The sequence below is a fragment of the Polaribacter sp. Q13 genome (genome assembly GCF_016858305.2).
In the GTDB taxonomy this organism is placed as follows: Bacteria; Bacteroidota; Bacteroidia; order Flavobacteriales; family Flavobacteriaceae; genus Polaribacter.
The window spans coordinates 3,274,314-3,287,215 of the sequence record NZ_CP074436.1; the positions used below are offsets into that span (position 1 = coordinate 3,274,314).

The 12,902-nt window shown below is 29.4% G+C and carries 12 protein-coding genes; 5 read left to right on the plus strand and 7 right to left on the minus strand.

What is annotated here, in order from left to right:
- Positions 1–238: 238 nt before the first annotated feature.
- A complete protein-coding gene (locus JOP69_RS13795; RefSeq protein WP_215602601.1) occupies positions 239–817 on the minus strand; it encodes a hypothetical protein in 579 nt (192 codons plus the stop codon).
- Between the two features lie 259 nt (positions 818–1,076).
- Positions 1,077–1,655, minus strand: a complete 579-nt coding sequence (locus tag JOP69_RS13800) for a hypothetical protein (protein ID WP_215602605.1) — start codon at positions 1,653–1,655, stop codon at positions 1,077–1,079.
- A 209-nt stretch (positions 1,656–1,864) separates the two neighbouring features.
- Here JOP69_RS13800 and JOP69_RS13805 point away from each other — a divergent pair, with 209 nt between their 5' ends.
- Positions 1,865–2,734 carry an AraC family transcriptional regulator gene (locus tag JOP69_RS13805; protein ID WP_203393214.1) on the plus strand — a complete coding sequence of 290 codons (870 nt, stop codon included), beginning with the start codon at positions 1,865–1,867 and terminating at the stop codon, positions 2,732–2,734.
- Positions 2,735–2,741: 7 nt separating this feature from the next.
- Here the strand turns inward: JOP69_RS13805 and JOP69_RS13810 are convergent, their stop codons facing one another.
- From JOP69_RS13810 to JOP69_RS13830, 5 genes are all read right to left on the minus strand, one after another.
- The gene (locus tag JOP69_RS13810) at positions 2,742–3,401 is read right to left on the minus strand and encodes an HD domain-containing protein (protein ID WP_203393213.1); all 660 of its coding nucleotides are present in this window, start codon (positions 3,399–3,401) and stop codon (positions 2,742–2,744) included.
- 55 nt (positions 3,402–3,456) lie between these two features.
- Positions 3,457–4,299, minus strand: a complete 843-nt coding sequence (locus JOP69_RS13815) for a universal stress protein (RefSeq protein WP_203393212.1) — start codon at positions 4,297–4,299, stop codon at positions 3,457–3,459.
- A 12-nt stretch (positions 4,300–4,311) separates the two neighbouring features.
- A complete protein-coding gene (locus JOP69_RS13820; protein WP_203393211.1) occupies positions 4,312–5,454 on the minus strand; it encodes a hypothetical protein in 1,143 nt (380 codons plus the stop codon).
- Positions 5,455–5,463: 9 nt separating this feature from the next.
- Positions 5,464–6,420: a hypothetical protein gene (locus JOP69_RS13825; protein ID WP_203393210.1), complete on the minus strand. Its 957-nt coding sequence runs from the start codon at positions 6,418–6,420 to the stop codon at positions 5,464–5,466.
- A 231-nt stretch (positions 6,421–6,651) separates the two neighbouring features.
- Entirely contained in the window at positions 6,652–7,062 is a 411-nt protein-coding gene (locus tag JOP69_RS13830; protein ID WP_203393209.1) for a BrxA/BrxB family bacilliredoxin, read from the minus strand.
- 377 nt (positions 7,063–7,439) lie between these two features.
- On the opposite strand from JOP69_RS13830, the gene JOP69_RS13835 reads away from it, so the two are divergent.
- From JOP69_RS13835 to JOP69_RS13850, 4 genes are all read left to right on the plus strand, one after another.
- Positions 7,440–8,204: a TerB family tellurite resistance protein gene (locus tag JOP69_RS13835; RefSeq protein ID WP_203393208.1), complete on the plus strand. Its 765-nt coding sequence runs from the start codon at positions 7,440–7,442 to the stop codon at positions 8,202–8,204.
- Positions 8,205–8,385: 181 nt separating this feature from the next.
- Positions 8,386–11,793 carry an isoleucine--tRNA ligase gene (gene ileS, locus JOP69_RS13840; protein WP_203393207.1) on the plus strand — a complete coding sequence of 1,136 codons (3,408 nt, stop codon included), beginning with the start codon at positions 8,386–8,388 and terminating at the stop codon, positions 11,791–11,793.
- Positions 11,794–11,798: 5 nt separating this feature from the next.
- Positions 11,799–12,176 (plus strand): TraR/DksA C4-type zinc finger protein, encoded by a 378-nt coding sequence (locus JOP69_RS13845; protein ID WP_203393206.1) that lies wholly within the window; start codon positions 11,799–11,801, stop codon positions 12,174–12,176.
- Between the two features lie 144 nt (positions 12,177–12,320).
- On the plus strand, positions 12,321–12,899 hold the full coding sequence (locus tag JOP69_RS13850; protein ID WP_203393205.1) for a hypothetical protein: 579 nt from the start codon (positions 12,321–12,323) through the stop codon (positions 12,897–12,899).
- Positions 12,900–12,902 lie beyond the last annotated feature (3 nt).

Here is a 12,902-nt window from a genome sequence, read left to right on the forward strand (position 1 = left end):
AATAACACTACAAAGGTATGGTGGTAATTAAGTTTTAAAAACATCAAAATTGGTATAATTATGTGTTATATTATCACTATTGATTTATGTTAATTTATTGTTAAGTTAAAATAGTATATAATAGTGGTAATTTTATTTATTTTAAAAAAAAGTGTTTTCAAATAAAAAGCGAGTCCTTTTGGACTCGCTTTTACGATCAAACTATAGCAGTAGTTTAACCTAACAATTAACTAAATTTTTATATTGTAAAGTTGTTGGTATAAGTTCTGTCATCAGAATTAATAACTACAGTATAATTACCAACTTTTTTTTCTGATAATTTGTACACTCTTTTTAAAAGATCGTTACCAGATATGGTTTCAGATAAAATCGTATTCCCTTTATAATAAATAACAACTTTTAAAGGCTCTTTGTTAAAAGCGATTTTAGAAACATATAATAAATGTCCTTCATTTCTGATGATTGGTTTAAATATTTTTTCATTCTTATTGTTTAAGAAAGTAACCAAACCGTTTTCAACATAAAATTGTTTAATTACAATTTCGAAGTCTTTATTTAACTCAGCAGAATAAATTCCGTTTTCTAAAGCAGAAAAATCAAATGTTCTAGAATAGTCTCCAGAATTTTGAATGTCATTATTATATACAGTTAAACCGTTGGCATTTTTAATGGTTAAAGTCTGACCTTTTTTTACATTAGCAAATTCAACCTTAACAGTTCTCTTAGCTTCTTTAGAGTTGGTATTATCTTTGTCCTTTGCGTTAGTTATTAATGTTCCGAACATTAAAGCAACTAATATTATTTTTTTAATTTTCATTTTATTTGTCATTTATATGATTAATAACACTACAAAGGTATGGTGGTAATTAAGTTTTAAAAACATCAAAATTGGTACAATTATGTGTTATATTATCACTATTGATTGATGTTAATTTATTGTTAAGTTAAAATAGCATATAATAGTGGTAATTTTATTTATTTTAAAAAAAAGTGTTTCAAATAAAAAGCGAGTCCTTTTGGACTCGCTTTTACCATTAAACTATAGCAGTAGTTTAACGAAACAATTAACTAAATTTTTATATTGTAAATTCTTTAACGTAAGTTCTGTCATCAGAATTAATAACAACTTTATAGTTTCCAGATTTTTTTTCTGATAACTTATAAATTCTTTTTAAGATATTTTCTCCTTGTATTGTGTTAGATAGAACTACTTCATTATTAAAATATATAACAACTTTTAAAGGTTCTTTGTTAAAAGCAATTTTAGAAACATATAACAAATTATTTTCAGTTCTAATTACTGGTTTAAATATTTTTTCATTCTTGTTATTTAAAAAAGTAACCAATCCGTTTTCAACGTAAAATTGTTTAATAATAATTTCGAAGTCTTTATTTAACTCAGCAGAATAAATTCCGTTTTCTAAAGCAGAAAAATCAAATGTTCTAGAATAGTCTCCAGAATTTTGAATGTCATTATTATATACAGTTAAACCGTTGGCATTTTTAATGGTTAAAGTCTGACCTTTTTTTACATTATTAAATTCAACTTTAACAGTTCTCTTAGCTTCTTTAGAGTTGGTATTATCTTTGTCGTTTGCGTTAGTTATTAATGTTCCGAACATTAAAGCAACTAATATTATTTTCTTAATTTCCATTTTATTTGTCATTTATATGATTAATAACACTGCAAAATTATGGCAGAAGTTTTAGTCTAAAAACATCAAAATTGGTAAGTTTATATGCTAAATTATCTGTTATTTATATGTAAAAACAAAGTAAAGTTAATATAGCGTATAATTTTGTTAATTTTATACACGTTTTTAGGGTTTAGTGTCGTAAATTTGCAGCTCAATAATACTATATTATGAATGTGAAACCCACTTTAGAGAAAATTAGTCCAGATTTTGGAAGCTCAATACTTGTAAAAAAACATACAGAGTTTTTAAAGCAAATAAAGGCATTCTGGCATTTTCATCCAGAAATCGAATTAGTTTATGTGAATAAAGGAAAGGGGAAAAGACATATTGGTAATCATTTATCTTACTTTAATAATAGTCAGTTATTATTAATAGGTTCTAATTTGCCACATAATGGTTTTACAGATAGGCTAACCACTAACGGATCTGAAACATTAGTACAGTTTAAACCAGATTTTTTAGGAGAAGATTTTTTTGAAGTACCAGAAATGAAACCGATTAGTATTTTGTTTGAAAAAGCAAAAAAAGGAATTCTTTTTGGTGTAAAAACAAAACAAAAACTAGGTCCAAGGATAGAGAGGTTATCAGAAAAAAAAGGATTCAAACAAATTTTAATTTTGTTAGAAATATTACATACTCTTTCTAAGTCTGAAGATTATGTTCTATTAAATGCAGATGGTTTTGCATTTGAAACACAACCACAAGACAGTAGTAAAATAGATGTTATCTTTAAACATATAAACGAGAATTTTAATCAACACATTAGTTTAGATGAAATTTCTGACCTAGTTAGTATGACGGTTCCTGCGTTTTGTAGATTTTTTAAGAAAACAACCGGTAAAACGTTTACAAAATTGGTAAATGAATACCGAGTTGTACATGCAACTAAATTACTATCAGAAAGTCAGACAAGTATAACAGATATTTGTTTTGAATGTGGTTTTAATAACTTTTCTCACTTTAATAAATTGTTTAAAGAATTTACAGGTAAATCAGCATCAAAATATAGAAGTGAAATGATTAGTTTGGTGCAATAAGAAAAATTTATTTACTACCGTTCCATTCATCATCAAATTGCTTTAAAAACGTTTCCATAAAAGAATGTCTATCTGCAGCGATTCGTTGGCCAGAAGAAGTGTTCATTTTATCTTTCAATAAAAGTAATTTTTCATAGAAATGATTAATGGTTGGTGCAGAAGAATTTTTATACTCTTCTTTTGTCATGTTTAAATTAGGTGCAATTTCCGGATCATAAAGTGGTCTGTTTTTAAAGCCACCATAATTAAAACAACGTGCAATACCTATTGCTCCAATAGCGTCTAATCTATCTGCGTCTTGCACAACTTCTAACTCCTTAGAAGTAAATTTCTTACCCGTTTTATCAAAAGAATTCTTAAAAGAAATATGTTTTATAATATTAATAACATGGTTAATAATTTCTTTATCTACCTGTTGTTGTTCTAGAAATTCAGTGGCTATTTTTGGTCCAACAGTTTCATCACCATTATAAAACTTAGGATCGGAAATATCGTGTAATAAAGCACCTAAAGAAACCACAAAAGCATCTACATTTTCATCTTTAGAAATTAAAACAGCATTTTTATATACGCGTTCTATATGAAACCAATCGTGTCCGCCTTCGGCATTTTTTAATTCCTTTTTTGCAAATTGAATGGTATTCTTAATAATATTGTGTTTATCCATTCATCAAAAATATTAAAAATGATTTAGTTGGTGGTTTAGTTAGTCATTAAAAATGTTATTTTATGTAAATTGCCATTACCGGTATGTCTATATGATTTATTAAATCTTCTGCCAAACTAAAGGTAAATAAGCGTTGGTATAAATTACGTTCTTGATTTATTAGGCAAACAATATCTATTTTATTGTCTTTGCAATACGTTGTAAGTGATTTTTTTAAATTTATAGAATCTATAGAAATAAATTGTGTTTTGTTATAATTTACATTTATGTTTCCTTTAAATTTATCCATTAGCGGAGTAATTGATTCTCCATGGGCTAAATCAAAATGAACAACATGTAAATTGGCTTTAAATTCTTTTGCAATTTTGGTGAGTTTTTCTAATGGAATAATTTCTTCGTCTCTATAGTCTACTAAAAACATAATATCATTCAATTCTCCGTCAAATTTTGCTCTAGAAGGAACGGCAATAACGGGTTTGTCTAGTTCTTCTAAGATTTTAATGGTATCTGTTTCCATAAAAATGTTAAACAGACTGCTATTTCCGGTATTTTGTGTTCCCATTATAATAATCTCTATTTTATCATCTCTTTTGGCAACATATTTAAACAAAGAGTTTACAAAGACACCTTGGTCTACAATGTATTTTACTTTTAAATTACCTTTTTTACTTGCTTTAATTAGTTTTTCAAAAGGCGGAAATTTATCTTTCTTGTTTCTAAAGTTATCAATATCAATTTTATCATAAATGGTTTGTGTTTTTTCATCAACTAAAACATCTTCATGGTAAGAGTGATATACGATTAAAGTAGCTTCTAATTTTTGGGCATATGCCATTGCGTATGCAAATGCGTTTAAAGAATTTTCTGAAAAGTCTGTAGGAAATAAAATATTTTTCATGCTAGTAGGTGTTTAAAATGATACTTCAAGATTTAATTCATAAATATTATTTTCGTTTAATGCCTTGTCATTGTGTTCTGCGTTTGCAATTAAACGTAAATATTTATTAACAGTGTAAGACACGCCGCCTATGTAACGTTTGGTACCTCTAACATCATCCGTTTTTAAGTAAAAAGAATCATATCTTCCCCAAATAGCGAATGGTGTTTTTTTTATTTTATATTCACCAAAATAACTATATCCATTGTTTTTAATAGGTTTGTTTGTGCCTTCATATAAATAGGCTGCTCTAAAATCTCCTATACCACGGTGTGCTTGTGCGGTTAGTGTTAGTTGTTTACTTGTGTAAGTAACAAAACCTAATAGTTGATTAAATTTGGGGGCTTGTTCACTATTTCCTTTACCAACATTAAAATAACCACTTATATGAAATTCTGGTAACGTATTAGCAAAAGGCCTAAGAGATAATCGGCCAGATATTATTTTATTATTATTTTTTTCTTCACCAGAATATCCAGCTCCATTATAAATACCAATTACATAGGTTGCGTATTTACCAGGCATAGCTCCGTTAACTTCTTTTAAAAATTTCTTATTCATTACAGGGCCAATATTACCACCAAAAGTTACACCAAAATCGGCAGAGTTAAAAATTTTATTTCTTTCAATAAACATATTGTCTTGCACTCTGTAAGTGTTTATTTTTTGCTCATAATCTAACCAAGGAGTGTGTACCATACCTACTTCTATCCAGTTTCCTGTAAATACATTACTATTAAAATTAGGTTTAGCTTTTACATAAAGGTATTTTAATCTGGTTTCTATGTTACCAGCATCTGGTCCATCTCTATCTACCGTTAAATCCATAGTATATCTTACAGAAAAGGTTTTGTCTAAGTCTTTTTTTAAAGTAAAATAACTTCGTTTTAAAACAAATGCACTTTTGTGTTCATTTATAATACCTATTTCATCATCGGCTTGGGTTTGGGCAATACCATCTCTATAAGCAATAAACCAATTACCAGACATTTTTAAAAAGTTTGCTATTGTAATTCCTTTTTCTTCAGAATCTATGCCGTTTTTTTGTTCTTGTGCAATGGTTGTATTTAAAGAATAGAATAGTAATATAAATAGAATAATGTTTTTTAATTTCATGGTTATTTCTTAAAGTGAAGTAGCTAAAAATTTAACACCATATACCAGCGCAATACTTACAACAAGTCCTATAAAAACTTTAAATAAATCTTTACCTAAACTTTTAAACATGTCTTTGCGGGCTTCATTTTTACGTAATACAAAATTTAAAGCAATTTCTCTACCGGCAAGAACACCAATAAACACCCAAGTAGTGCTCATAGGTACATTGTTTAGTTCTTTAAAATAAAAGAGAACAATACCATACGTAAAATCAATTAAAGTAGCAGAACGTATATCTACAGTATTGGTTTTAGAACGAATAATACTTTGTATCGCTCCACCTTTAGAAGCTATAATGTAGGCCAATAAGCCTAAAATTATAATTAGTGATCCTATTAATTCCCAATAACTGATTGATCGAGGCAAGTACACGTAAATGTTTGCAAAATCTTGTATTAACCATTGCGACCATAAAAAACCTGTAGAGATCCATTGTAGAGTTGTCCACAATTTTTTTTGTTTATGGGTTATCGGGTTTTTAATAAATTTTTTCTCAACACTTTTAGATATTATAAAGTACAGTATAATAGAAGCCCCAAAAGCTACTAAATAACCAGACATAGATTTTACAACCATACCAGTTAAGTTCTTTTCATTAAAAAAGGTAAGTATTAAAAAAGAAGTACTTACAGGAATCCCTGTGCGGGTTAAAAGCATTAAAACAATAGGAGGTAAAATATAGTACCAAGCAAAAGGTTCTGGTAACGGATATTTTGCCAACCTACCATAAGAAACGTCGCCATTATGTGTAAAGTAACCATAAATTAAGGTTACAGCTAAGATTCCGCCAGCAAAGAACCATAAAACCCACCATTTTTTTCGTTCATTAGAACTTAAAAAAGTACCTAATGTTTGTATTGTGTCGTTTCCTACAACCGAGTAAGCTGCTAAGATAAAACCTAGATACATTACTGTTATTTCCATAAAATAAAAAAAAGTTAGTTAAAAGTATAAGTACTAAACAAAGGAACTTTATTATTAAAGGGAGTATGTTATTTAAAATTTAAATAAAGGTAAAGTTAGGTGCCTTAGGTTATTAAATGGTTAGTAAGTTTAAAATATAACAGTAATTATAAGGCATAAAAAAAATCCACGTTAATAAACGTGGATTTAAAATTTGATTCTTCAATCAAAAAAAGTATTCTTTTTATTAGCTTAACAAAACTCTTCGTAAGCCTGTGCTAAATTTTGTGCAATCATTTGTGCAGATCTACCTTCAATATGATGACGTTCTAACATGTGTACTAAATTCCCGTCTTTAAACAATGCAATTGCTGGCGATGATGGAGGAAAAGGAACCATAAACTCACGTGCTTTTTGCGTAGATTCTTTTTCTACACCTGCAAAAACAGTAGTTAAGTTTGTTGGTACTTTATCTGCACCTAAAGAGGCAATTGCTCCTGGTCTTGCAGTACCTGCTGCACAACCACAAACTGAGTTTACCACAACTAAAGTTGTTCCTTCTTTAGCCATTGCGTTTACAACGTCTTCACTGGTATATAATGCTTCAAAACCTGCGTTAATTAACTCATCGCGCATTGGTTTTACTAATTCTTCTGGATACATATTTTCTAAATTTAAAATGCAAAGATAAGTATTTGTTTAACAAAATTCAATATCCTAAAAATGCTAGTTTCAATAGAAATATCAATAAAATTGATACTCTATAAATAGTACTTCTTTTTGGGCATGCCCATTTTTAAATAAAAGTTCCGTTTACACTACACTTTTATTTAAAAATTGTCAGGCTTTCCGCACTCGCTTTTTTTGAGAAAAACAAAAAAGAGCTCAAACAAATGCTTCAATCCTTCACGCAAATGTGGTCTAATTATTTTTAAAGCTTCAAAAGATTCAACAATCCAATAATTCAGTAATCTAAAAATCGAGCAATCTAAGAATCCAACAATCTATTTTATATCTTTGCCACTTCAAAAAAATAAAAAATGGGAAGTTTTACAAAATGGTTAGGAGCAGGTTTAGGATTTACTTTTGGGGGTCCAATAGGTGCAGCCATTGGTTTTGCAGTAGGTAGTTTTGTAGATGGTTTTTCAGAAAAAGATTTAAATCAAGAACAAATAGATTACGAAAGAAACAGACAATCTGGTACTAGTAGAAGTTCTGCAAACACACAATCTGGAGATTTTGAAATGAGTTTACTCGTTTTAGCATCTATCGTTATAAAATCTGACGGAAAAGTAGATCAACGAGAATTAGACTTTGTAAGATCTCAATTTGTTGGAATGTACGGTAAAGAAAGAGCCAATAATGCTTTTAAACTTTTTAGCGGAATTATAAAAAAGGAAGTTTCTGCACGCCAAGTTTGTATACAAATTAGACAAAACATGTCTCATGCATCTCGTTTACAATTGTTGCACTTTTTGTTTGGTATTGCAAAAGCAGATGGAAATGTATCGGAGCCAGAGGTAGAAGAAATACGTAAAATGGCAGGTTATCTATACATTAACCAAGGCGATTTTGAATCTATAAAAGCTATGTTTTATGATGCTTCAGAGAATGCTTATAAAATTTTAGATCTAGAAAAAACAGCTACAGATGCAGAGGTGAAAAGCGGTTATAGAAAAATGGTAAAAAAATACCATCCAGATAAATTACAAGGTTTAGGAGAAGAGCATTTAAAAGGTGCTAATGAAAAATTTCAAAGCATACAAGCAGCGTATGAAAAGATAAAAAATGAACGTGGTCTGTAATAAGAGTAACAGATTAAAAGTAACATAGTCGCAGAGTTACAAAGTTACAGAGTTTCTAAGTTTAGTCTTTTGTTTCTTTGCAACTTTGTAACTTTTTTTATGCTTTGTAACTTCTTCACAAACAAACTCAAAAATTAGAAGAAAATCCTTAATTTCGCAATCTTATTAGAAAAGACAGAAAATGAAAGCGAAATTTCCTGAGTATAAAGGACTTGACTTACCAAAAGTAGCAGAAGAAATCTTAAGCTATTGGCAAGAAAATAACATCTTCGAAAAGAGTGTATCTTCTAGAGAAAATGCAAAACCTTTTGTATTTTTTGAAGGACCTCCTTCTGCAAACGGACTTCCAGGAGTTCACCACGTTTTAGCAAGAGCTATTAAAGATATTTTTCCACGATATAAAACTATGAAAGGTTACCAAGTAAAGCGTAAAGCTGGTTGGGATACTCATGGTTTACCTATAGAATTGGGCGTAGAAAAAGAATTAGGAATTACCAAAGAAGATATTGGAAAAACCATTTCTGTAGAAGATTATAACGCAGCTTGTAGAAAAGCAGTAATGCGTTACACTGGTATTTGGAATGACTTAACCAATAAAATGGGCTATTGGGTAGATATGGAAGATCCATATATTACGTATGAACCTAAATATATGGAGTCTGTTTGGTGGTTGCTAAAACAGATTTACAACAAAGAATTAATTTACAAGGGGTATACAATTCAGCCTTATTCGCCAAAAGCGGGTACAGGTTTAAGTTCTCACGAATTAAATCAACCTGGTACGTATCAAGATGTAACAGATACTACAGTTGTTGCACAGTTTAAAGCTGTAGAAAATACATTACCAGACTTTTTGCAAAACGAAGGAACGGTTTATTTTATCGCTTGGACAACTACTCCTTGGACATTGCCATCTAATACTGCATTAACAGTTGGACCTAAAATTGAATATGTTTTAGTAGAAACTTTTAATCAATATACATTTGAACCTATCAAAGTAATTTTAGCTAAAAAATTAGTTGGAAAACAATTTGCAGGTAAAAATAATGTTGAGGTTGAAACTACTGAGGAATTATCAACATATAATTCTGGTGATAAAAAAATACCTTATCACGTTATAAAAGAATTTATTGGTAAAGATTTAGTTGATATTAAATACGAACCCGTTTTAGATTATTGTAGACCAAACGACAATCCGCAAGATGCTTTTAGAGTAATTGCAGGAGATTTTGTGACAACAGAAGACGGAACAGGAATTGTACATACAGCACCAACTTTTGGTCAAGATGATGCAATGGTTGCCAAACAAGCAGTACCACCAATTCCACCAATGTTGGTAAAAGATGAAAATGATAATTTAGTTCCTTTAGTAAATTTACAAGGTAAATTTAGACCAGAAATGGGCGAGTTTGCAGGTAAATATGTAAAGAACGAATATTATAATGATGGTGAAGCGCCAGAAAGATCTATTGATGTTGAACTAGCTATTAAGTTAAAAACAGAAAATAAAGCCTTTAAGGTTGAAAAATATAAACACAGTTACCCAAATTGTTGGCGTACAGATAAACCAATCTTATATTATCCATTAGATTCTTGGTTTATTAAAGTAACTGATGTAAAAGATAGAATGCACGAGCTAAATAAAACCATTAACTGGAAACCAGAATCAACAGGAACTGGACGTTTTGGTAATTGGTTGGCAAATGCAAACGATTGGAATTTATCTCGTTCTCGTTATTGGGGAATTCCATTACCAATCTGGAGAACAGAAGATGGTAAAGAAGAAATTTGTGTGGGTTCTGTAAAGGAATTAAAAGAAGAAATGGCAAAGGCTGTAGAAGCTGGTGTTTTAGCAAAAGATATTTTTGAAGATTTTGAAGTTGATAATAATTCCGAAGAAAACTACGCTAAAATAGATTTGCATAAAAATATTGTAGATGAAATTGTTTTAGTTTCAGCATCGGGACAACCAATGAAACGTGAAAGCGATTTAATTGATGTGTGGTTCGATTCTGGTTCTATGCCTTATGCACAATGGCATTATCCGTTCGAAAACAAACAAAAAATTGATGGAAACGAATCTTTTCCTGCAGATTTTATAGCAGAAGGAGTAGATCAAACCAGAGGTTGGTTTTATACATTGCATGCAATTGCAACGATGGTTTTTGATTCTGTAGCGTATAAAAACGTAGTTTCTAACGGGTTGGTTTTAGATAAAAACGGACATAAAATGTCTAAACGTTTAGGAAACGCAACAGATCCTTTTACAACATTATCTACGTATGGTGCAGATGCAACGCGTTGGTATATGATTGCAAACGCAAATCCTTGGGATAATTTAAAGTTTGATTTAGACGGAATAGAAGAGGTAAAACGTAAATTCTTCGGAACTTTATACAACACCTATTCGTTCTTTACTTTATATTCTAACCTTGATAACTTTTCTTATGAAGAAGCAGATATTCCTTTAGAAGAAAGACCAGAAATAGATCGTTGGGTTTTATCAGAATTACATACTTTAATTAATAAGGTTGATAAATTCTATGAACAATATGAGCCAACAAGAGCTGCAAGAGCAATATCAGATTTTACGCAAGATTACTTAAGTAACTGGTATGTGCGTTTAAGTAGAAGACGTTTTTGGAAAGGAACTTACGAAACAGATAAAATTTCTGCATATCAAACTTTATACACTTGTATGAATACGATTGCAAAATTAGCATCGCCAATTGCACCATTTTTTATGGACAGATTGTATCAAGATTTAAACTCTGTAACTGGTAAAGAAACATCAGAAAGTATTCACTTATCAGATTTCCCAGTGTACGATGCTAGTTTTGTAGATAAGAGCTTAGAGCGTAAAATGGAAAATGCACAAATTATATCTTCTTTAGTTTTATCACTAAGAGCAAAAGAAAAGATAAAAGTGCGTCAGCCATTACAAAAAATTATGATTCCTGTTGATAATGCACAACAGAAAGAAGAAATTTTAGCGGTTGCAGACCTTATTAAAAATGAAGTAAACATTAAAGAGATTCAAATTTTAGATGATGCTTCAGATATTTTAATCAAACAAATTAAACCTAATTTTAAAACATTAGGTCCAAAGTTTGGAAAAGACATGCGTTTTATTGCTGCTGAGGTGCAGAAATTTAACCAAGAAGATATTAACAAAATAGAGAAAGATAAAAACATTTCTCTAAACATTAATGGAAAAAGCATTATTTTAGAACTCTCAGATGTAGAGATATCATCTAAAGATATAGAAGGGTGGTTAGTTGCAAATGAAGGAGCGTTAACAGTAGCTTTAGATGTTACCATAACAGAAGAATTGCGTAAAGAAGGAGTTGCCAGAGAATTGGTAAACAGAATCCAAAATGCACGTAAAGACACAGGTTTAGAAGTAACAGATAGAATAAAATTAACGGTTTTAAATTTCGAGAACTTACAAAAATCTATCACGGATAATAAAGACTACATAATGAGTGAAACATTAACTAAGGAATTGGTTTTTGTTGATGAATTAAAAGATGGTACAGAAATTGAGTTTGATACCATAAAAAGTAGAATATTAATCGAAAAAATGTAGGATTTATGTCAGAAGTAAAACTAAAATATTCAGCTGAAGACTTACAAGAGTTTAAAGCAATTATAGAAAAAAAAATAGCGAGAGCACAAGAAGATTTAGCTTTGTTAAAAGCTGCTTATAAAAATGATTCAGATAACGGTACAAACGATACTTCTCATTCATTTAAGTCTTTTGATGAAGGTTCTGAAGTAATGAACAAAGAAGCAAATGTTCAGTTAGCTATAAGACAAGAAAAATTTATTAGAGACTTAAAAAACGCCTTATTACGTATAGAAAATAAAACGTACGGTGTTTGTAGAGTAACAGGTAAATTAATACAGAAAGAACGTTTAAGAATAGTGCCTCATGCAACGTTAAGTATAGAAGCGAAACGTAAACAATAATACTTAATTTATAGAATAATTTAAAAGCTTCTTTTTTAAGAAGCTTTTTTTTTAATTTTTTACGTAATGTTGGTTAGAGCGCAGTCGAAAATTTGTTTTTTCTTTTTATTGATTTCTACTGTGATTTTATCGCAGAAAAAAGTCATGAAAAATTTTGAAACCCAGTTAAAAGAAATAGAAATTTCTACACTAGGGTTAGATAATTTAGTGATAGAAAATTCGGATTCTAATTTTGTGGAAATTTATTTGATAGCAGAAAACGTAGCAGAACAACATATTCTGTATAAGGAAGAATATAATATGGTAAAGATTCAGTTTAACATACCCGAAATTATATTAGAAGAGAAAATTTTTAGAAAGTTTATTACAGAAAGATTGCATAGAGCAAGTGCCATTATAAAAATTCCAAATAATAAAGACCTTACTATTTTTGGTGATGAAATAAATATTGAAGCTAAAAGTTATAAAGGAGATTTAAAAATATTTATTGAAAAAGGGATTTTAAATTTACATAAAGTAAAGGCAAATTTACTTGTAAAAATGTATTCAGGAAACCTATACGCATCCATAAATAGTACAAATATTGATGTTGTTTCTAAAAAAGGTAAAATTAAAATTAACGATGTTTTTTTTGAAAAAAGCTATCAAAAATTAGTAGAAAAATCTGATAAAAAAATTAGTATAAATTCTATAAAAGCTAATATTTTCTTAACAGCCCAATAAACA